General features: G+C 32.4%; 23 protein-coding genes. All 23 read left to right on the top strand.

All coding sequences use genetic code 11. The features are described from left to right. Positions 1-205: hypothetical protein (locus BUB33_RS16080; protein ID WP_268807679.1), on the top strand; the 205-nt coding region annotated here is incomplete at its 5' end. Between the two features lie 116 nt (positions 206-321). Then, positions 322-1,173, top strand: coding sequence for a helicase HerA domain-containing protein (locus BUB33_RS10785; protein WP_200778195.1), 852 nt, complete (start codon positions 322-324; stop codon positions 1,171-1,173). Positions 1,174-1,895: 722 nt separating this feature from the next. Then, positions 1,896-3,719: a group II intron reverse transcriptase/maturase gene (ltrA, locus tag BUB33_RS10780; protein WP_072976274.1), complete on the top strand. Its 1,824-nt coding sequence runs from the start codon at positions 1,896-1,898 to the stop codon at positions 3,717-3,719. 60 nt (positions 3,720-3,779) lie between these two features. Then, positions 3,780-4,799, top strand: a complete 1,020-nt coding sequence (locus BUB33_RS10775; RefSeq protein WP_200778194.1) for a P-loop NTPase family protein — start codon at positions 3,780-3,782, stop codon at positions 4,797-4,799. Beyond that, positions 4,799-5,296 (top strand): hypothetical protein, encoded by a 498-nt coding sequence (locus BUB33_RS10770; RefSeq protein ID WP_072976273.1) that lies wholly within the window; start codon positions 4,799-4,801, stop codon positions 5,294-5,296. Before BUB33_RS10775 ends, BUB33_RS10770 begins: the two co-directional genes overlap by 1 nt. A gap of 12 nt (positions 5,297-5,308) precedes the next feature. Then, complete coding sequence (locus BUB33_RS10765) at positions 5,309-6,352, top strand: amidoligase family protein (RefSeq protein WP_072976272.1); 1,044 nt, start codon at positions 5,309-5,311, stop codon at positions 6,350-6,352. 10 nt (positions 6,353-6,362) lie between these two features. Next, positions 6,363-6,875, top strand: a complete 513-nt coding sequence (locus BUB33_RS10760) for a gamma-glutamylcyclotransferase family protein (RefSeq protein WP_072976271.1) — start codon at positions 6,363-6,365, stop codon at positions 6,873-6,875. 5 nt (positions 6,876-6,880) lie between these two features. Then, the gene (locus BUB33_RS10755; RefSeq protein WP_072976270.1) at positions 6,881-7,990 is read left to right on the top strand and encodes a C40 family peptidase; all 1,110 of its coding nucleotides are present in this window, start codon (positions 6,881-6,883) and stop codon (positions 7,988-7,990) included. Between the two features lie 12 nt (positions 7,991-8,002). Further along, positions 8,003-8,581 carry a DUF6329 domain-containing protein gene (locus BUB33_RS10750; protein WP_072976269.1) on the top strand — a complete coding sequence of 193 codons (579 nt, stop codon included), beginning with the start codon at positions 8,003-8,005 and terminating at the stop codon, positions 8,579-8,581. Positions 8,582-8,593: 12 nt separating this feature from the next. Beyond that, positions 8,594-8,974 carry a DUF3846 domain-containing protein gene (locus BUB33_RS10745; protein ID WP_172463215.1) on the top strand — a complete coding sequence of 127 codons (381 nt, stop codon included), beginning with the start codon at positions 8,594-8,596 and terminating at the stop codon, positions 8,972-8,974. Positions 8,975-8,986: 12 nt separating this feature from the next. Continuing rightward, the gene (locus tag BUB33_RS10740; RefSeq protein ID WP_072976268.1) at positions 8,987-9,373 is read left to right on the top strand and encodes a DUF6103 family protein; all 387 of its coding nucleotides are present in this window, start codon (positions 8,987-8,989) and stop codon (positions 9,371-9,373) included. A gap of 44 nt (positions 9,374-9,417) precedes the next feature. After that, positions 9,418-9,672, top strand: coding sequence for a DUF6103 family protein (locus tag BUB33_RS10735; RefSeq protein WP_072976267.1), 255 nt, complete (start codon positions 9,418-9,420; stop codon positions 9,670-9,672). Between the two features lie 409 nt (positions 9,673-10,081). Next, complete coding sequence (locus BUB33_RS10730) at positions 10,082-10,504, top strand: hypothetical protein (protein WP_072976266.1); 423 nt, start codon at positions 10,082-10,084, stop codon at positions 10,502-10,504. Positions 10,505-10,510: 6 nt separating this feature from the next. Continuing rightward, entirely contained in the window at positions 10,511-12,076 is a 1,566-nt protein-coding gene (mobP3, locus tag BUB33_RS10725) for a MobP3 family relaxase (protein WP_072976265.1), read from the top strand. A gap of 147 nt (positions 12,077-12,223) precedes the next feature. Beyond that, a complete protein-coding gene (locus BUB33_RS10720; RefSeq protein ID WP_072976264.1) occupies positions 12,224-12,847 on the top strand; it encodes an HNH endonuclease in 624 nt (207 codons plus the stop codon). A 199-nt stretch (positions 12,848-13,046) separates the two neighbouring features. Then, the gene (locus BUB33_RS10715) at positions 13,047-13,646 is read left to right on the top strand and encodes a hypothetical protein (RefSeq protein ID WP_234950036.1); all 600 of its coding nucleotides are present in this window, start codon (positions 13,047-13,049) and stop codon (positions 13,644-13,646) included. 207 nt (positions 13,647-13,853) lie between these two features. Continuing rightward, positions 13,854-15,116, top strand: coding sequence for a GIY-YIG nuclease family protein (locus tag BUB33_RS15850; protein WP_115322185.1), 1,263 nt, complete (start codon positions 13,854-13,856; stop codon positions 15,114-15,116). 80 nt (positions 15,117-15,196) lie between these two features. After that, positions 15,197-15,430: a hypothetical protein gene (locus BUB33_RS10705; RefSeq protein WP_072976262.1), complete on the top strand. Its 234-nt coding sequence runs from the start codon at positions 15,197-15,199 to the stop codon at positions 15,428-15,430. Positions 15,431-15,566: 136 nt separating this feature from the next. Further along, on the top strand, positions 15,567-16,979 hold the full coding sequence (locus BUB33_RS10700) for a DUF3991 and toprim domain-containing protein (RefSeq protein WP_072976261.1): 1,413 nt from the start codon (positions 15,567-15,569) through the stop codon (positions 16,977-16,979). A 40-nt stretch (positions 16,980-17,019) separates the two neighbouring features. Continuing rightward, positions 17,020-18,834, top strand: a complete 1,815-nt coding sequence (locus tag BUB33_RS10695; RefSeq protein WP_072976260.1) for a VirD4-like conjugal transfer protein, CD1115 family — start codon at positions 17,020-17,022, stop codon at positions 18,832-18,834. 12 nt (positions 18,835-18,846) lie between these two features. Next, positions 18,847-19,113, top strand: a complete 267-nt coding sequence (locus BUB33_RS10690; protein WP_072976259.1) for a helix-turn-helix domain-containing protein — start codon at positions 18,847-18,849, stop codon at positions 19,111-19,113. A gap of 278 nt (positions 19,114-19,391) precedes the next feature. After that, entirely contained in the window at positions 19,392-20,165 is a 774-nt protein-coding gene (locus BUB33_RS10685) for a hypothetical protein (protein WP_072976258.1), read from the top strand. Positions 20,166-20,175: 10 nt separating this feature from the next. Further along, positions 20,176-21,306, top strand: coding sequence for a hypothetical protein (locus BUB33_RS10680; protein WP_072976257.1), 1,131 nt, complete (start codon positions 20,176-20,178; stop codon positions 21,304-21,306). Positions 21,307-21,336: the final 30 nt, after the last annotated feature.

Genomic DNA, 21,336 nt, shown 5'->3' with positions numbered 1-21,336 from the left:
AAGTTGGAAGAAGGTCAAGACGAAATTTGTTAACCTTAAGAAACTGGGAGTAGCAAGAGAAAAGGCATGGGAATGGGCAAATACAAGAAAAGGCTACTGGCATACGGCCAATAGCTGGATTCTTGCAACAACCCTAACCAATGCTAGGTTTGAAAAACAAGGTTATTTAAGTTTTCTTAAATATTACCTTGAAGTTAAAGTGTAAACTATGAAACCGCCGTATACCGAACGGTACGTACGGTGGTGAGGGAGGTCGGTAAATAAATTAATTATTTACCTCCTACCCGATTGTCAAAAAAGAAAGAGAGGTAAAGAAATACAATGGCAAAAAAGAAATCACCAATCATAGAAGATGAAAAAATAAAAACCTTTATCAATATGATTGCACCATCAATTATAAAATTTAACACTGATCATTTCATCTGTGGCAACACTTATAGATGCGTATGGGCACTAAGGGAATATCCTACAAGTACCAGTGAACAAGCAATTCTTCGTCACCTTGGAGAAAAGGATGGTGTTACTCTTAGAATATACACCAGGCAGGTAACTCCAAATGAAGAAAAGAAAATTATCCATAATGCAGCTAATAAAAATAGGATGAATACTTCAAATACAAATGATTTACAACAGACAGTAACAGCAGAAAGCAACCTTCAAGATGTGGTAACATTAGTATCCACTATGCATAGAAATAGGGAGCCATTGTTTCACTGTGCAGTATATATAGAGCTTATTGCAAGTGATTATGAGGGTTTAAAATTATTACAGACAGATGTATTAACGGAACTTGTACGAAGTAAGTTAAATGTAGATAGGCTTATGCTTCGCCAGCAGCAAGGATTTTTATGTGTTGGGCCAACAGGAAGAAATGTATTTGACACTCAATATGAAAGAGTACTTCCTGCATCTTCTGTAGCAAATCTTTATCCTTTTAACTACTCAGGTAAAACTGATAGTAATGGATTTTATCTAGGCAGAGATAAATTTGGTTCAAATATTATTGTAGATTTTGATAAACGAGATGATGACAAAACCAATCCTTGTATTCTGATTTTAGGAAATTCTGGACAAGGGAAAAGCTATTTATTAAAGCTGATATTATGTAATATTTTAGAATCAGGAAAGAATGTAATATGTCTAGATCCTGAGCATGGTGCGACACGTTCGTAACTGAAAAGGTTATGCACAAGAGATGTTTAAATTTAAAATAATTCTTGGAGAACTGATAATTTGATAGGTGGAATGAGGGAGTAACGCCCCAAAACGCCTGCTTAATACTCCGAATGGCATTTTATTAATTAGGTAATGAAGTGTCATAAGCTCGGTGAAGTCAGCTGAGAGTACACCCTAACGCATAAAGGCGAAGAACTGCGAACCAGAGGTGGTCGAGTGTATGATAGGCTGGAGTTCTATAAAATACCTATGGTGAGGATGTTTAACTGCAAAAACGGTTAAATGACGAACTTTTGAATGTACGGGTCTAAACGGGGAATTAGTTGAAAGACTATAATTGCTAAACGCAAGGTCTGTGAGGATGAGTAAAACTCGTGTTTATGAAAATCCTTATACTGTTACAGGCAGTATCAAGCAGCCAGGCTTATAGAAAGCACCTAAGGGTATATGTACAGATAAGATTATCGGAACGTGGTAAGCTGAAAACATGGAGAGCTTAATCTCAATGAAGTGGTAGCAAGGAAAACTAATATATATAACTTGCTTTTGTTTCAGAGAAGGCAGTGGCACAGTACCAATGAAACCATGATAATAAATGGTGGAGGGATAGCCACAAGTCAATATTTACAGTAAAACACAATTTCATAATAAAATATGCATAAGGTTCGAGTATGACTAATAGAGGTTATTACTTTCAATAAAGGAAGTGAAACCGACTTATGACAACAAAAACTCAAAGGCTTAAAAAGAAACAGAAAATCAGAAACAATGAATATTACAATACTCAAACTGTTTTTGATGACCTTTATTCCAAAGCAATTAATAACCAAAACTTTTATAAATTATATGACATTATTACAAGTGAAGAAAATATTTTACTAGCCTATCGTAATATCAAGAAAAATAAAGGCAGTAAAACAAGTGGTACAAATAAAAACTCAATTATTGATATAAGAGATAATGAGCCAGAAAAGCTTGTAAATTATGTTCGCCAAAGAATGGGAAATTTTATTCCTCATTCCGTGAGAAGGGTAGAAATAGAAAAAGAAAATGGGAAAAAGAGACCTCTTGGTATTCCTACTATCGAAGATAGGTTAATACAACAATGTATAAAGCAGGTCTTAGAACCAATTTGCGAAGCAAAATTTCATAACCACAGTTATGGATTTAGACCTAATAGGGGCACACACCATGCTATCGCAAGAGCATTGTTTTTAACAAACCTTAAAAATCATCAATATGTAGTAGATATTGATATTAAAGGGTTTTTCGATAATGTAAATCACGGAAAGCTTTTAAAGCAGATGTGGTCATTGGGTATTCGAGATAAGCGATTACTTTGTATAATATCAAAAATGCTTAGGGCTGAAATAAAAGGAATAGGAATACCTGATAAAGGTGTCCCGCAAGGGGGAATATTAAGTCCATTACTATCTAATATTGTTCTAAATGAGTTGGACTGGTGGATATCTTCCCAGTGGGAGACAAATCCCGTTAGGAAAAGATATAGAACCAATCAAATCAAAGGTAGCAAAGGTACACTAAAGAAAATATATATAGCTCGTTATGCAGATGATTTTAAATTATTTTGTAACAGCAGGGCAGATGCTGAAAATATTTTTATTGCTACCCAAAATTGGTTAAAAGAACGCTTAGGATTGGAAATAAGCCCTGAAAAATCTAAAATAGTTAATCTAAAGAAGAACTATTCGGAGTTTTTAGGGATAAAAATGAAACTTTGGAAAAAGGGTCAGAAATACGTTATTAAATCTTATTTGAATGATAAGTCCATTAAAAAATGTAAAGATAAATTAAGGGGAAGAATAAAAGACATTGGTAAACTAGCAAGTATTGAAAATGTACAAGCCTATAATGCTACTGTATTAGGATTGCATAATTACTACAATGTTGCAACCAATGTGAACATTAACTTCCACAGAATAACTTTTGATGTCAAAAAGAGCCTTGAATGCAGAACTAAAGACAGAAAGAAAACAAATGGTGTAAAAAGCAAAGCTTTTATTAAATTTTATGGTGACTATAAAGGTAAAATTACCTATATCCGAGGGATAGCTCTGTATCCTATTGTAGCAGTCAAAACAAAACCACCTATGTGTTTTTCACAAGATATTTGTAATTACACTAAGGAGGGACGAGAGAAAATTCATAAAAGACTACAAACAATAGACCATCGTGTTTTGGAATATCTTATGCTGAACCCAGTTAAGGGGGAAACAATAGAATATAACGATAATAGAATATCCTTATATATTGCACAACGAGGTAAATGCTATATTAGTGGTAGCCGTCTTGAAATAGGATTAATGCATACGCATCATAAAAGACCTAAATATTTAGGTGGTACAGATGAATATTCAAATCTTGTTTTCCTGACAATGGATATGCATAGACTTGTTCATGCAACGGATAGTAGTACCATAACTAAATTATTAAAGGCTAATCTTAAAACCATTATTGATTTTCAGCGTCTTAATAAGCTAAGAATTTTAGTTGGAAATAATGAAATTAGTGTAAATAAGTAAATATTGATGGAACGCCGTGTAATGTGAAAGCATTATGCACGGTGTGAATGGGGGGAAAAGTTGGAGATAATATCAAAGACTTACCTATCCATACAATATGTAGAATTAGCAGAAAATATAGGTGGATGCTTTGTAGATTTAATGAGTGGAGAATATATGATTAACCCACTAGAACCTAAAACTTGGGATGAAGAAGGAAGTCCACATGATAATGATGCTCCCCTTGCATTTAGGCAATCAACTAAATTAAGTCAACATATTAGCTTTTTAAAGGACTTCTTTCGTTCTTATAAAGATTTTGATGATAAACATATTGATGTAACTGAAATTATGCTTGGAAAACTTTATACCAAATATAATATTAGCGATAGTGCGGACTTTAGCAGATTAGAATCCATTGACTATCCTATCTTATCAGACTTTTATTTACTAATAGAGGAAGAGTATAAAGGCTATGATAATGAAAAATATCAACTTTATACAAAGGAGTTACTACAGGAAATATTACTTGGGCTCCATTCCATGTGCCAAGGGGCAGAGAGTAAATTCTTTAATGGACATACCAATATAACATCCAATCGATTTATAGTGTTTGGAGTTAAGGGTTTACTTCAAGCCAGTAAAAATGTTAAAAATGCATTACTATTTAATGTACTATCCTTTATGTCAGATAAGCTACTGACAGAAGGAAATACTGCAGCAGGAATCGATGAGCTTTATTTATTCCTAACAAATCTTACAGCAATTGAATATATTCGTAATTTTATGAAGCGAGTGCGAAAGAAAGAATCAGCAGTCATACTTAGCAGTCAAAACCTTGAGGACTTCAATATTGAAGGAATTAGGGAGCTGACTAAGCCACTGTTTTCTATTCCGGCACACGCTTTTTTATTTAATGCAGGGAACATTGATAAGCAGTTTTATATGGATACATTGCAGCTAGAGGAATCAGAATATAATTTAATTAAATTTCCACAAAGAGGTGTTTGCTTATATAAATGTGGCAATGAAAGATATAACTTGGCTGTCCATGCCCCAGCATATAAAGAAAAGTTATTTGGAAAGGCAGGTGGCAGATAGTGATATTTGATAAAATTGAATCTTTTAGAAATCAAAAGCAAGGCATTATAGATGATTTGAGGGTGTGCATTAGTTATACTCCAAACAGAGATAATGATCTTCTTTGTTTTATGGAACAGTATTTAAAGGCAGATCCAAAGAATCGACCAAGATTACTAGAAGAGATAAAACATTGTATTAATGGAGAAGAATATGAAAATCCGTTCCTAGCTTACAATTATTATGATGAGAAGGACATTAAAGAACTGGATAATGTCCTAGATGAATTTATTGATAAACTAAAGAATTCTAGAAAAGCATCTAATGATTTAGATAAAGAAATAGAAAATGTTATTGCAGATACTATTTTTAAAATCAATGAACTTCATGATAAATGCTATGGAGAATTAATAGACTTTTGGAGAAATAAAAGGCTTATAGAATTTATAGTAACTTCAGCTAAATATGCGGAATATGAAAATGCCATAGATATTATAAATGAAAAAAAGCTATGGTAAGGTGGTGAAGATATGGATCTTAGGGAGCAAAAGTTTGGAGTAGAGGTAGAAATGACTGGTATCACAAGAAAGAGAGCAGCGCAGGTTATTGGTGAATATTTAAATGGTACAGTAGATTTTGAGGGAGGTGGATATGGCACTTATACTGTAACAGATAATCAAAATAGGAAATGGAAACTTGTAAGAGATGCTAGTATTACCTGTCAAAAGAAAGTAGGGAATAGAAAGCAAATAGCAGATAGAGAATATAGTGTTGAATTAGTTAGTCCAATTTGCAGATATGAGGATATAGAAGATATCCAAGAGATGATAAGGAAGTTAAGAGAGGCAGGGGCATTTTGTAATAAATCCTGTGGTATTCATATTCATATCAATGCAGCCCCATTTAAGGCATATCAACTTAGAAATCTTGTAAATATCATAGCTGCAAAAGAAGATATGATATATAAAGCCTTGAAGGTAGACTCAGAAAGAGAAAGACGATATTGCAAAAAGATAGATAAGGACTTTTTAGAAGAACTAAACAAAAAGAAGCCCAAAACAATAAGTGGGATTCAAAGTCTCTGGTATAAAGGGAGGGATGGAAGCCATCAACATTACCATGACAGTAGATATCGATGTTTAAATCTACACTCTGTTTTTCAAAAAGGAACAATAGAATTTCGTGCCTTTAATGGATCACTCCATGCAGGAAAACTTAAGGCTTATCTACAACTCTGTATGGCAATTACAGCACAAGCCTATAATCAAAAGTCTGCAAGTCCAATAAAAACCGTATCAGAAAATGAGAAATATACATTTAGAGTATGGCTTTTAAGACTCAACTTAATTGGAGATGAATTTAAAACAGCAAGAAAACATCTCCTAGATAATCTAGAAGGAAATATTGCGTGGAAGTCACCAGAGCAAGCTGAGGCACAGAAAGAAAGACTTAGACAAAAGCGAGAATTAGAATTTTTACAGCAAGAAAGAAGAGAAGAATTAGAAAATAATGATATGGGAATAGATGAGCAGGAGGAAGAATCTCCTGCTTTTTCTATGTCTATGAACCAGTAAGGAGGTCAAGATGGAGAAAGATAAGTTATATATTGCCTATGGGAGTAACCTAAATTTAAATCAGATGAAGTATCGATGCCCTACGGCAAGAGTTATCAGTACATCAGAACTGAAGGATTATGAACTTGTATTTCGTGGATCAAGATATGGTGCAGTGGCAACTATCGAACCATGTGAAGGAAGTGCGGTACCAGTTTTACTATGGAGTATCAAACCTGATGATGAGAAAGCTCTTGATAGATATGAAGGTTATCCAAGTTTTTATGGAAAATCTGGAGTGGATATTACTGTAGGCAATTATAAAGCTACAGCAATGGTTTATATAATGACAGAAGGCTATAAACTTGGAAATCCATCCGATAGCTATCTAAAAACCATAGAAGAGGGCTATATTGATGCAGGATTTGATTTAGATATTTTATATAATGCAGTGAAGAAAACCCTTAGTCAAATGGAGAATTTTGAAGAAGTGGAGAAGCATGAACCTGAACAGGGAGATATATTTGGAATGAAATGGTGGTGATATAAATGGCAGACCCTGGATCATTAGGGATCATTGTAAAAACAGCTTTATCTGCTTTATCAGATGGAAGGCTCAGAAAAGGAATAGGGTGGACTATTGCAGCAATCCTATCCCCCTTTATATTAATCATTGTTATTATATTAAGCCTTCTTTCAGGAACAACAAATCATAATAATAATGCTTTATATCTATCTTTTAACGAAGGCAGTATATCAGCTAATATTCCAGAAGAATATAGAGGACATATAGAGGAGATGCATAGGAGTTTTACAATGCTTGATGGAAAGATAGAGGACATAAATAAGCAAATAGAGGATGGAAATAGTCTAGACTCAATTAGAGTTAAGGCTATTTTTTATTCTCTGTATTTCGGCAAAAATCAACCGTCAAATATAGATAAAGCAAAATTTGTAGGTTGCTTTATCAGATACGAAGAGCTTAAAAGAACTGTAACTGATGAAGACGGTAATGAATATGAAGAGACTTATATAGTTCCAGTACCTATAACTAATCTGTCAGAGGTTTATAAAAATATAGAAACCACAATGGAAAACTCAGTGACTTATGAATATATGGCAAATGCTAATGAAATATATTATAGGATAAAATATGGAACTCCTGCCCCTATTGAAGGTGACAGTTTTACAGAGTGGGAGGATTGGATACAGGGTCTTACACCAGAAGAACTAGAGGATTTATATCATGATTTACCAGAAGGAGAGAAAGGATCTAAAATTGTAAAACTTGCTATGTCGAGACTTGGAGATCCCTATTCACAAGAAAAAAGAGGACAAGGCAGATACACTGACTGCAGCTATTTAACTATGTGGAGTTATCGTCAGATAGGGATTAGCATACCAGGAACTGCAGCAGAGCAGGCAAGATTTTGTGTAAACAAGAATCTTACTGTTTCCAAAAAGGATTTAGTTCCTGGTGATTTAGTATTCTGGAGTTATAAACCTAATGTCAGGTTTATGAATATTACCCATGTAGGAGTCTATGCAGGAGATGGTAAGGTTATTGATGCTTCTTATTCAAAGGGTGAGGTAGTATATAGAAATTTATTTGATTCAAACAAACAGGTACTGTATGGGAGGCCGCATATTTTAAAGTAAAAGGAGGACTTTATGTTAATCACAAAGGCAATATTTGAAAGAAAATTATCTGATTTTGATATACAGAACTGTGTAATTGAAGGAATTGAATTAATGAATGAGGATGAGTTTGAAGAATTCAGTAATAATTTATTAGAGGACAGAGATTTTATTGCAGATAAAAAAGAAGTAATGTATAAGGACTCTATAGGACAAATTCATGTGCTATTGGCACTTGATATGGATGGTGGCGATGGGATTTTAATTGACAGTCATGGATATGATTATCCGAGATATGCAGCATTTATGCCAAATATTAAACCTTATATTGAACAGCAAATTTCAATGGTTGCAGAACAAATAATAAAGGAAGCTGCAGAGAATTCTTCCAATGGAAGCTGGGCTATCTACTTTGATGAGATAGAAGAATACTATGGGTTAGCAGTAAAAGAAAACAATGGCATTGGTACGATGCTATTAGATGCATTGCATAGGAGAGAAGAAATTTCAGAGATTGAAATTGAAGATGAGTGCTTTGATATGACATTATACCTTGATTACTGCATCAGCTTAGATGAAGAAATAAAACAAAGTCAAAATATGAAAATGTAGGAGGATTTGTATATGGACAATATAGAAAAAGCAATTCGTATTTTAAAAATTGAGCCACAAAAGTTACCTTTTGAAAAGGAAATAAGTAATGACTTAGAAGGAATACAGGGAGAAGTTGAAGGATTATTTGATTGCCTTTATTTAGATAATAATTGTATTTTAGTGTGTAATGACGAAGGAAAATTAAATGGAATGGAACTTAATCGAAGGGTCGGTAATGATATAATTGCCGGTCCTTTTTTTATTGTAGGAGATAGTCAAGACGGAGAATTTGTATCCTTAACTGATGAGCAAATAGAAAAATATATAAATGAATTTGGTAAAATTCAAGAATTCACAGGTGAAGAACCTGAAGTTCAACCAAGGATGGAGTTTATAGGATTTGATTTTTAAGGAGGGAAATAGATGAGTACATCAACAGAAAAAGTAACACTGCAAGTAACTTTTCCAAAAGAAAAATTGGAGGCCTTAAGGTTTTATATGAATGAAAAACAACTGACTGTTGAGGAAGAATTACAAAAACATATTAAAAATACCTATGACAAATATGTCCCATCTGCCACCAGAAGGTATTTAGACAGAAATGATAATAGAGAAGAAATAGAAGTAGTTACTAATGAAAATGAACCAGAAACTACTCCTAGAAATACAACAGCTCAAGGAAGAAGAAGGACTGGGAGAAGTCAAAGTGCTGAGGGACAATCAACTGCTGAAACAGTAAATACGGGAGAGATTGAAGAAACATCAGAGCAAACTGAGGAGCAGAATCAAGGAATGACAATGAGTATGTAGTGAGTTTCAAATAAATCTAGAAGAAGAGAAGGAGGGAAATACAGATGAAAAAAGATATTATTAAGGTAAGTTTTAATGCTGAAAAATTAAGAGCTATAAACATATATATGGAGAAAAAAGAATTAGACTTGGAAGATGAGTTGATGGATCAACTTCAAAAACTATATGAGAAATATGTTCCAGTTAATGTAAAAGAATATATCGATGAAAGGCAAGAGGAAGAGATTAAGGCTAAAAAACTTAAAAAATCAGTCAAGACTAAGGCAGAAGTTAATAACCAATCCATAATACAAGAATAAGACAATTATTGAGGGTGTACTTGCCCTTGTGTGCTCTTTAAAAGAAGGGGGTGGTATATTTCTACCTAATCTAGAGTAAATCGAAATTTGGCGCAAATGTGCGGAATAATTATAGGGGTTATTAAAATGGCTTAAATACTGGATTTTAGATGATTACTATCAGAATAATAGAGGTGAACTCCCCAATTGATTTTAGTGCAGGATAAAGGAAGGTGGTCAAAAGACTCCACCTTCCAGTCACATCCCCTGGCAGTGCCGTGGGTTGAAGGATTTAAAAGAGGTGGTCGGGAAACGGGGTTTGTGCTGTTATAGGTGGTCACTTTGGAAGAGAAACCCACAAAACAAGGACTTCATAGGTGTACCCTATAGGTGGTCAGGGGAAAATAATAGGTATTTAAGGTGTGATAAAATGGCAGAGAAAAGGAATTCAGTAAAGAAAAGGACTGCAGTATGGTTGTATCCTGAAACAATGGAAGAAATGGATAGTTTATTAGAAAGAGATAATTGTAAAAGTAGGAGTGAATTTATAGATAAGGCTTTAGACTTTTATATGGGATATTTAGTTAGTGAAGACACCACAGGATATTTATCTAAAATACTGATCTCAGCAATACAAGGAATACTTAAAGAAGCAGAAAATAGGAATGCTAATAACTTATTTCGTCTATCAGTTGAAATGAGTATGATAATGAATATACTTGCAGCAGGTTTAGAAATTAGCGAAGAAGAACTTCGTAGTCTCAGGGGAAGATGTGTTCAGCAAGTAAGAAAGACAAGAGGCAAAATATCTATGGAGGAGGCGGTAAAGTTCCAGCAAGGAATTGGAGAGTGATAATTTATGGCAAGACTTATTTTAAAATGCCCTTATTTTAAAGGTGGAAGTAGAAGAGCATCAGCCCATCTTGGAAATTTAGTAAATTATATTGCAACTCGTGATGGAGTAGAAAAAATATTAGTTAAAGATAAAAATACTCTATCTTCAGAAAAACAAGATCAGTTAATAAATCAAATAATTAAAGAGTTTCCAAATACTAAAAACTTATTTGAATATGAAGATTATATTAAGAATCCAACAATAGAAAATGCATCTGAATTGATTTCCATAGCAGTAGAAGAAAACTTTGACAAGATAGGCAAACGGAAAAATTATGTAGATTATATTTCAAATAGACCAGGGGTAGAAAGAATAGTAAAGCATGGGCTCTTTACTGGTGGGGAAGATAGCCTAGTTCTTAGCAGGATTGCAGATGAAGTAGCAAATCATGAAGGAAATGTTTGGACTCCAATTATTTCTCTAAGGAGAGAAGATGCTATAAGACTTGGTTTTGATAATGCTGAAAGCTGGCATAATTTGCTTTCTTATTATGCCATAGATATTGCTGAAGCCCTAAAGATAAAGGCTGAGAATTTTCAGTGGTATGCAGCCTTCCACAATGAAGGACATCATCCCCATGTTCATATGGTTTGCTACTCAACAGATCCAAGGGAAGGATATCTAACTAAAAAAGGCATAGAGAAAATGAAATCAGGTTTTGTAAAAAATATCTTTGGTCAAGAATTAAAGGAAATATATATAGAACAAAGTAAAAGAAGAGATCAATTAAAAGAAGAATCAAGAGAAGTACTATTACAACTAATATCTGAAATGAAAAATAATAGATTTCAAAATGATAAAGTAGAAGAATTATTTATAGAGTTTGCCAAAAGATTGAAATCCAGTAAAGGAAAGAAATTGTATGGATATTTACAACCAAATCTCAAAGTAATGGTAGATGAAATTGTAGATGAACTATCTAAGGATGAAAGAATAAGTAAAGCATATGACTTATGGTATGAAATGCGTAATGAAGTACTTAATAGCTATATGGATAATCTGCCAGAGCCTATACCATTATCAAAACAGAAAGAATTTAAATCAATAAAAAATATGATTATTAAAGAGGCAGATAATTATAATAAGGGGATCTTTGCCTTTGAGGAAATAAACAGTGAAGATGTTGTGATTACTGATGAATTAATGAATACTGATATTGATGATCTAGTAGAAGAGGCCACTAATGGAAACCAATATGCACAATTTTCATTGGGAAAATTTTATTTAACTGGAGAAGGGGTAATAAGAAATAAAGAAGAGGCAAAAAAATGGCTGGGTCTATCAGCAGAACAGGGCAATGAATATGCTAAGGTTTTTCTATACAATATTGATAGAATTTATAACCAATCAGTTTCCCAAATAGTATCAAGAATGTTTCATCATATGAGTAAAATATTTGAAGATAATATACCTTTGCAGACATCAAAGATAGGGAAAAAGATAGATAGTAAATTATTAAGGAAATTAAGAGAGAAGAAAATGGCACAAGGACATAAGAATGACTATGAGCAAGAAAGAGCTGAGCTATAAGAATAATGGAGCACATATGTCATGTTTAAATTATTTTAATGTTCAATTTTATCTGCTATACTTATAATTAAGCATTAATAAATGAAATTTTAAAGTGTTTATTTAAAGAGAAAGTAGAAGGCTTAATTAGAATAGGGGAGGTGTCTAATGACCATAGATGAGCAAATGGTAGAAATAGTAAATGAACTTTCTAAAAACTTTGGTACGGATTATGTTATTACAACAAGAGAACTCTATGAAATGTTTTTTAAAAGATTTGGAAGAAAAGAAGGTTCAGTAATTCCATCTGATTACTGCTACAATCGTGTCAATAATGGAATTACATTAAACAAACCTGCAGTATTTGAATTTCTAGGAAGAGGGAAGTATAGATGCTTAGGTTTAAACTACCCATATAATGGGCCCATATATCATAAGCCGAAAGGTCAGGGAGAATTTATAGTAGGTAAATGTGTGAATGGAGAAAGAATAATAGCATCAGATGATGATTTTAAAAATCAAGATGATGAAATAAATATAGATGAAACAAATATTAATAAATCAAAATACAAACATAGGACAAGCCGAGATCCAAGTATGAAACTTCGTTTTGAAAGATTAAAAAGAGATAATTTTAAATGTTGTGCCTGTGGGTCTTCACCTGCGAAGGATCCAGCAGTAGAATTACATATTGACCATATAATTCCTTGGTCCAAGGGTGGGGAAACTACCAGGGAAAATCTTCAAACCTTATGTTCGATATGTAATTTAGGTAAAGGGGATACTGTATAGGAAATAATGTATATTAGTAATTGAATATGGAGTAGAATTAATAAAAGATGGATGCTAAATATGAATGCAAATAAAACAGAGTAGAAATTTTATTATATAAGGTATAAAGGGGGCTTTCTTTATGATTAAAAATAAGATGAAAAGTTATTTAGGGGATAAATACACAGATAACCACATAATTAATTTTTTAAATTATTGGATGGCCCCAAACGAACCAAGAGAAGAAAATGACTTAGATTGTTTATATTTTAATGGGGATTTACGTGCAGATACTATTTTCTCAGTTTGGACGCCATTAAAATTTGTATTAGATTGCTTAAATCCAAATGAAAAATTCTATAAGAAAAATAAATTTGGTCCAGACCCCCATAAATACTTAAAGAAAATCAAACATAATATCGATACTTATTTACCTAAAAGTGAAAAAGTAGTAGAAGAACTATACTATTTTGTTAAACTTGCTGAGACAAGAGCGAATGCTATGAAATGGCCATCTCAGGGCATAAATAATAAACGATATGATTATTACGATCAAATGCCACCAACTCTATATAATTGTTTTCCAAATGGAGATTATTCTAGTTATTTTGGTAAAGAGATAGCTCTTAATGACTGGATTGAAAGAGAAAGGCTTGAAATGTTTTTCTTTAATGGCATATATTCAAAAGAAACCGTAAAGCCACTAATTACAAATATGAGGCCAAATGAAAGAAAATGGTTGGAAGATAAGAATGAAATTATTGAAATGTTGCAAAAAATGAATATAATTCTAGATGAGCGGCTGCGACTCTATAAATGAGATTTATAATTACTCTTTAGAGATATAATTTGCAAAGATGAGAAAACAAAGCAAGAACACTTTATTCATTTCATATTGTATAATTTATATAAAGTACCGTATTAGTTGATTTGTTTTTGGTGGAAATTTTGTATTTGTATGGTTTAATATGAAAGGTTGATTTATACTATAAAATTTGTAGAAATTATGAACAAGGAAGGTGAGTAGGTGGCTAAATGCAAACGGTGTAATAAGTATGGATTATTCTTGAGAACCAACAAAGATGGTATTTGTAAGAGATGTGAGGAAGAGTTAGAAAGTGATATTTCAAAACTAGTAAAAGGTATGATAAATATTGGTACATCTTATATAGGTACTTCTACTGGAGATGATGTTCGTAATGATTATTATGTTTATCAGTGGAGAATTAAAGATACGGGAGAAATATTCTATATAGGTAAGGGTAGAGGGAATCGTGCATATGAAAAACATGAAAATGCCTATGAGGCAGAAAAAATAAAAGAAAAATATGAAACAGAAGTTTCAATTGTTAAGGATAAGATTTCTGAAGAAGAAGCATTGCAATTAGAGAGCGATGAGATGCTTAGAATACTAAATGAAACTACTCATCGACTGACCAATAGGATTATACCTTTTACAGCAGATAGGGATAATGGCTATAGCAAAGGTCCTTCTACACCTAAATATAAATTTGAAAAGGCATCGGTATTTTATGCTAGCGAAATTGAAGAGCATTATTTCAAAGTTAAGTTTAGAGAGTTTGACAGTATAGAAGTAGAATTTTTATCTAATCCACATTTTATTGATAAATCCCTCTGGGGAGAAGAATTAAGCATTGTATATGGCGAAAATTATAATAAGTACTTACAAGAAGTAAAAGCATGGCTAGATATTATGAATTCCAAAATATTGAGGTCAAAGTTTGCTAAGAGTGTGACTTGTTGGATATATTCAACTGATGACTATGTAACTAACTATAGTATGGATCAAGAAAAGGCAATGGAGAGAATAGGTCGAAACATACCATGCTATCATCTTATAGAAGTTTGGAAGTTTTTAAAAGAATTGTATGGAGATGTTGAAATCCCTAAACCAAAAGATGCCGAACTAAATCCTATTTATACTAGAATTAGCTTAAACAAAATAAAGAATAAAGATGATTGGGATAAAGGTTTTGAAGAAGGATTTAATATCTATGAAAAGGCAGATAGACTAAGAAAAGATGGGAATTTAATAGAGGCTCTTGAACTATTCGATAAAGCAAGAGCTGTAGGTTACAATGCACCAGCACTATATAACTCCTATGCAATGCTTTTTAGGAAGCTTAAATGCTATGATGATGAAATAGCCATTTTAATTGAGGGTAAGGAAAGAAGCAAAGATTATACTGTAGGATTAGAAAACATATATAGCAGTTGGGATACAAGAATAGAACGGGCAATGGAATTAAGAACAAAAATAATGAGATAAAATATCATATAAGTAATACCTACTATACTTATTGTCATAATTAATTATTCTTATGACTTTTATAAAGAGAGGTAGTTGCTATGGTTAAAAGGTTGGACACTATTCTAAATTATATAATAGGATCACTTATTGGCGTATCTATAGGATATTCCATATATAAATATTTTGATTATATAAATCATCCTGACTTGTATGAGGTGAAATCTGCACCCTGGTATACAAGTATTCAAATACAGGGTTTTGTTATTTTTATAATTATAGCTATTGCTATTTTCTTAAAAATTGCAATTAAAAAGAAGATGAGAAACGATTAATTATGGATTCGTAATTTATAAAAAAAATGAGCATTAGTATGCAAAATCACAGTCTTCTGTAGAGGAGACTGTTTTTTTATGTCCAAAACTATTAAAGAAGTTCAGAAATTAATGCTTAAGGATAAGGAGGAAATCTATGAGTGTTTATATTCATTTTACAGAAGAAGAAAAACAAAGAGCAAATGAAATTGATCTGGTGCATTTTCTTGAAATGCAGGGAGAGAAACTACTTAGATCAGGAAGGGAGAAAAGACTAGACAGTGATCGCAGCATCACAATTAGAGGAAATAGATGGTATGACCATGGAAGTGGAGAAGGAGGTCTAGCAATTGACTTTGTTCAATATTTTTATGGAATGAGTTTTCCATATGCAGTTACATTTTTATTAGGAAATAACCAGGGTGAAGTATACAAAAGGGCAAGGGATAATGAAAGGGAAGAAAGTAAACCTTTTATATTACCAAATAAAAACTCTAATATGCGAAGGGTCTTTGCCTACCTAATAAAGGCAAGGTATATTGATAGGGATGTAGTTAGTTTCTTTGCAAAAGAGAAGTTATTATATGAGAGTTGTGAAATATCAAAGGATAAAAGAAAAGAATACCATAATGCAGTCTTTGTAGGTTTAGATGAAAACAAGGTTCCAAGACATGGCCACAAGCAGGGACTCTATACCAGAGGTAAGCCCTTCAAAGGGAATGTAGATAGCAGCAACCCCTGCTATAGCTTTAATTATATGGGAGGAAGTAACAAACTTTATGTATTTGAAGCACCAATTGATATGTTATCTTTTATCAGTCTGAATCAAGATAACTGGAAGGAAGATAATTATTTATCCCTATGTGGCTTGTCTGAACAAGCAATGCTAAAGATGATAGAAGTATATCCATATATTAATCAGGTAATATTGTGTTTAGACAATGATATTGCTGGTATAGAATCCAGTGAAAAATTTGAAGATATATTACTAAAGAAGGGAGTTGATTGCAAAATATTATCTCCTAAATACAAGGATTGGAATGAGGATATAAAGGCTAATCTAAATCTACCAGCAAAATCATCAGAGGAACATCCTCAATATTTATTACTAAATGATACTTGTTCAGAGATTTATGAGATAGCCTTAGAATCTAAGGGGAAAAAGATAACAATAGAAGAATTAAATAAAGTATATATAAAATGCAGGGATAATAATACAGGGCAGATAGTTGAAAAATTAAAAGAACTATCTGCTCTTTCTTTAATTCTAGTAGAACAAGAATACAAGCAACTAGGACATAGTCAGGATATTGAGATTGTTATAAACAGAGTATCTAATGAATATAAGGCATATGAGAATCGCGGTGGTTTAAAAAACAGATTAGATGCCATTGGAAAAAGTATAGCTGAAATAGAAAAATATACTGGAATAATTTCTAGGGAAGAGAAAATGAGGATTGCAAAACAATATGAGTCAATACTGGAAAATACAATAAAAGCAGTTGTTTTAATTAGACAGGCTGAACTTAAGAAATCCCAAAATCAAGTAAAGGAAATGATGATGCAATAAAATAAGTAAATATAAATTCTAATGGCAGGGAGGGATAATCATGGAAACACAAGTATATTTGCTTATTGGTATGGCGGCTTCAATGTTTATAGTGATAGGAGGACTGTCTCTACTAGCACATTATTATACCTTAAATGGGATAAAATCGAGAACTGTTGGAGATGGTCAGCATGGTACCGCTAGATTTGCAACTAGGAAAGAGATTATAAAAACATATAAGCATATTCCCTTCAATGTTTCTGATTGGAGACAAGGGAAGAATCTTCCAGCAGAGCAGGGGATAATTTTAGGAAGTAAGGGAGGAAAGAATAGGGTCACAGCCTTAGTAGATATAGATGATATTCACTGCCTCATGATTGGAGCATCAGGAGTTGGAAAAACTGCCTTTTTCTTATATCCAAATCTTGAATATGCTTGTGCTAGTGGTATGAGTTTTTTAACTACAGATACCAAAGGAGATTTATTTAGAAACTATGGGAAAATTTCTAAAGATTATTATGGTTACAATGTAGGAGTAATTGATTTAAGAAATCCAACGAGAAGTGATGGAAACAATATGCTTCATCTAGTTAATAAATATATGGATGAGTATTTAAAAGATAAGAATAAATTATCTGCAAAGGCAAAGGCTGAGAAATATGCAAAGATTATATCAAAAACAATTATTAATTCATCAGGGGATAGTTCTAATTATGGACAAAATGCCTTTTTCTATGATGCAGCAGAAGGACTCCTGACAGCAGTAATATTATTAATAGCAGAATTCCTCCCACCTAGTGGAGAGGATGGAAAGAATGTTGATTGTCGCCATATTATAAGTGTATTTAAAATGGTTCAGGATCTACTTGCACCAAGTAAAATAAAGGGTAAGAGTCAATTTCAAATACTAATGGATAAATTACCAGAGGAACATAAGGCAAGATGGTTTGCAGGTGCAGCCTTAAACTCTGCAGGGCAAGCCATGGCATCAGTACTATCTACAGTTCTATCAAGACTTAATGCTTTTCTAGATAGTGAGATGGAGCAAATTTTATGTTTTGAGACTACAATAGATGCAGAGAAGTTCTGTAATGAAAAGTCAGCTTTATTTATTGTATTACCTGAAGAAGACTTAACTAAATATTTTATGGTATCTCTTATGATTCAACAGCTGTATCGTGAGATCTTATCTGTAGCAGATGAGCAAGGTGGTAAACTAAAAAACAGGGTCGTTTTTTATCTAGATGAACTTGGGACACTACCACCTATTGAATCACTGGAGCTTATATTCTCTGCCAGTAGATCTCGTAGATTAAGCATGATACCAATCATTCAAAGTTTTGCGCAACTTCAAAAAAACTATGGCAAAGAAGGTTCTGAAATAATTGTAGATAACTGTCAAGATACAATATTTGGTGGATTTGCTCCTAATTCAGAAACAGCTCAGGTATTATCTAAAGCATTGGGTAGTAGAACTGTTATGAGTGGTAGTGTGAGCAGAGGAAAGAATGATCCCTCTCAAAGCTTACAAATGATGGAGCGCCCACTTATGACAGCTGATGAATTGAAATCATTGCCAAAAGGAAATTTTGTAATTATGAAAACAGGAACACATCCAATGAAAACTGTACTTCGATTATTCTTAGATTGGGGTATTAGTTTTGGAGAACCATATACAGTAGAGGAAAAGTCTCATCGTAAAGTTTCATATGCTAATAAGGAAAAATTAGAGGAAAATATATTAAAAGAAGATGATGGAGATACAGAAGTGATAGAATCCATAAACAGTAAAAGTAAAAGTGGTGGCTTAGTTCATAGTCCATCACATGAAACGGAAACAACAAGTAGAAAACGAAGGCCGACATTAAGAACATAGGAGGGGAAGAGATTGAGTTATTTTGGAAAGATTTATTCCTATTCATCAGATGAGTTACTATCTCGAGCTAAAATTGTATATATGTATCTAAAGGATAGAAGTGATGCAAAAGGAGAATGCTGGCCAGCTATAAATACTATTGCAAGAGAAACTTCTATGTCAAGGAGTACAGTAAAACGAGGAATAGCTGATCTCATAAGGTGTGGTTTGTTAACTAAGGAGCCACGTTACAGAGAGAATGGGAGTAATTCATCTAATAGATATTTTATAAAAAGATAAAGTCTCCAGTAAAAAAGATAAACTATCCACCAAGGGGGGAGTTTGTCTTTTCACTGGACTGAGGTGGAGTTCAACCTGAACCAACAAGAAGGACTCACTCTAAAAATATATTTATAGGCAGAAAAAGAACAATATCTTTATATTTTAACTATTAACTTAACTTTATATAACATTATAGGGAATATTTTAGTTAGGGACATTAATGATAAATGCTTATTTGTTGTAATTAAGTTACAACTAGATTACAATATTATTATAAGAAATAAGGGGGTTTTATCATGAATTCAGGAGAAAGAGATGAAATATTAATTAAACTATATTTGGTAAAGTTGAGAGACTTGGGAGAAAGTATTAATGGTATACAGATTGAAAGTGTGGGTTTTGGTGGATGTGAATATGGGATACTTCCACGAAATGTTCATAATAACTTACCACAATTAAGTGATGATTATTTAATACAACTTGCTGATAGTATGGGTGTTATTAAAGGAGGAACCTATGATAAAAGTGATGTATATATCAATGGAATAGGATTTTCTTTAAAATCTCATTCTGCGGCACCACCAGCTATTGTTAATCATACAGCTAGACCAGGATTTGAAAATGTGTGTAATCAAGTAGGAGTTAATATATTAGATTTGGATGCTCTAATTGATAAATATTGGGATTTAAGACTAAGGGGAGAAATAGGAGAAGATATAAAAAACTCAGATCCTAGATCCCCATTTAGACATTCAAAGAACATCTTAAAACCTATTTTGGAGTATTTTTTATTTGTTGGATCAGGCAGTAGAAAATCTAAGCACCCCGCAGAGTTTGTATTAGAATATTCAAATCCATGTAGCCAACATACTTGGAATATATTAGATCCAAGTATGGCAGTAGATCAACTCTGGGAAAAATTGATTTTTAGCGTTAGAGCCAATAAAGGAATGCCGAAAAATTATAATATTGATACTTATGCAGGTAAAAATGCATCTAGTATTGCAAAATGGGTTAGATATGATAGTGGAAACTTTAGGGGGGCTCTTCACATAAGGGCACATAGATAAGGGGGAAGGTATGGTGCTTAACTCGCTTAATGAGATAAAAGAATATGCTAGAAATTATAAATCTCAATCACATTTATGTATCTGCAATACTAATCTTTTTAGCGATAGTATAAATAATGGAATTTATGGATTTCCACATCAAGGTATATCTAGGACTAAGTCTTTTTGGAGAGCAATTGCATCAATGTATAATATAGGTCCTCATGATTTAATATTTATCTATAGAACCAATGGTGATGCTGCTGGTTGTAAAGAAATACACGGACCTTTTAAAATAGATATAATCGATGGATTTCCAGCAATCTTTTATGAATTAAATTCTTCTTTTTATCCAATGAAAATTAACAATACAACAGATTGTAAAGTCAGGTTTTTATTTAATGCTATTACAGGTGAATGTAATTCAATATCAGATAACTATGAGCTAATAAAGAAATTTGAGTCTAAAGAAATTTGGGGTTATAGGCATCCAGCTGTTATGAATATTGGTGCAGCTAGAAAGAAGTCGGTTACATCTTTTACTAACAAACAAACATTACTATTAATAGAGTTATTAGAATCCTTTGGAGTGCATAGATTTGATGTTGACAATGATATACCTTTAAATAAACATAGACACCATTTTAATTCATTAAATAGTGATACTAGCTTTAGGTTGGATGATAGTTTTCTTCTTAATTCTACTACCAATGATGAAGCATTTTTATATTCATATATTTTAAGGGGATTAAAGTGTCCAACTTCAGAAATTTCAAATAGATTAATACAAGATTTTGAGGAAATTAATTCTACTATAATAGACATTCCATTTACTAAGATTTCATCAAATGCAATGTTAGAAACAATAATTTCTCCCCATTTACAGGATGAACTAGATATTGTTTTAATGGATGAAGATGATTCGAGAATGCTGTTGTTAGAAATAAAGAATGGAATAATAAATAAAGATGCAATAATACAAACTATTAAATATTTAGATTTATTAGCTACAATCTTTCCAAAGAGAAAGGTCTATGCTAATATTATTGGAATAGATAAGGAAGCTGATTTAACAATTGCATCCAATTTTAAAGATAAAATAGTTTTAGTTAAATACTTTAGAAATGAAAATGGTTTTATAGATTTTGAAAAAATTTGGTAAAATAATAAAAGCAAGATTTATTGAATTCGA

Source organism: Tissierella praeacuta DSM 18095 (assembly GCF_900128955.1).
Taxonomy (GTDB): Bacteria; Bacillota; Clostridia; order Tissierellales; family Tissierellaceae; genus Tissierella; species Tissierella praeacuta.
This window is presented reverse-complemented; position numbering and strand designations above follow the sequence as displayed.

What these genes read in the sequence shown, in the direction of transcription:
- BUB33_RS10785 (WP_200778195.1), top strand. Translation starts at nt 322, where the DNA reads ATGGCAAAAAAGAAATCACCAATCATAGAAGATGAAAAAATAAAAACC.
- ltrA (WP_072976274.1), top strand. Translation starts at nt 1,896, where the DNA reads ATGACAACAAAAACTCAAAGGCTTAAAAAGAAACAGAAAATCAGAAAC.
- BUB33_RS10765 (WP_072976272.1), top strand. Translation starts at nt 5,309, where the DNA reads ATGGATCTTAGGGAGCAAAAGTTTGGAGTAGAGGTAGAAATGACTGGT.
- BUB33_RS10760 (WP_072976271.1), top strand. Translation starts at nt 6,363, where the DNA reads ATGGAGAAAGATAAGTTATATATTGCCTATGGGAGTAACCTAAATTTA.
- BUB33_RS10755 (WP_072976270.1), top strand. Translation starts at nt 6,881, where the DNA reads ATGGCAGACCCTGGATCATTAGGGATCATTGTAAAAACAGCTTTATCT.
- BUB33_RS10750 (WP_072976269.1), top strand. Translation starts at nt 8,003, where the DNA reads ATGTTAATCACAAAGGCAATATTTGAAAGAAAATTATCTGATTTTGAT.
- BUB33_RS10745 (WP_172463215.1), top strand. Translation starts at nt 8,594, where the DNA reads ATGGACAATATAGAAAAAGCAATTCGTATTTTAAAAATTGAGCCACAA.
- BUB33_RS10740 (WP_072976268.1), top strand. Translation starts at nt 8,987, where the DNA reads ATGAGTACATCAACAGAAAAAGTAACACTGCAAGTAACTTTTCCAAAA.
- BUB33_RS10735 (WP_072976267.1), top strand. Translation starts at nt 9,418, where the DNA reads ATGAAAAAAGATATTATTAAGGTAAGTTTTAATGCTGAAAAATTAAGA.
- BUB33_RS10730 (WP_072976266.1), top strand. Translation starts at nt 10,082, where the DNA reads ATGGCAGAGAAAAGGAATTCAGTAAAGAAAAGGACTGCAGTATGGTTG.
- mobP3 (WP_072976265.1), top strand. Translation starts at nt 10,511, where the DNA reads ATGGCAAGACTTATTTTAAAATGCCCTTATTTTAAAGGTGGAAGTAGA.
- BUB33_RS10720 (WP_072976264.1), top strand. Translation starts at nt 12,224, where the DNA reads ATGACCATAGATGAGCAAATGGTAGAAATAGTAAATGAACTTTCTAAA.
- BUB33_RS10715 (WP_234950036.1), top strand. Translation starts at nt 13,047, where the DNA reads ATGGCCCCAAACGAACCAAGAGAAGAAAATGACTTAGATTGTTTATAT.
- BUB33_RS10705 (WP_072976262.1), top strand. Translation starts at nt 15,197, where the DNA reads ATGGTTAAAAGGTTGGACACTATTCTAAATTATATAATAGGATCACTT.
- BUB33_RS10700 (WP_072976261.1), top strand. Translation starts at nt 15,567, where the DNA reads ATGAGTGTTTATATTCATTTTACAGAAGAAGAAAAACAAAGAGCAAAT.
- BUB33_RS10695 (WP_072976260.1), top strand. Translation starts at nt 17,020, where the DNA reads ATGGAAACACAAGTATATTTGCTTATTGGTATGGCGGCTTCAATGTTT.
- BUB33_RS10685 (WP_072976258.1), top strand. Translation starts at nt 19,392, where the DNA reads ATGAATTCAGGAGAAAGAGATGAAATATTAATTAAACTATATTTGGTA.
- BUB33_RS10680 (WP_072976257.1), top strand. Translation starts at nt 20,176, where the DNA reads ATGGTGCTTAACTCGCTTAATGAGATAAAAGAATATGCTAGAAATTAT.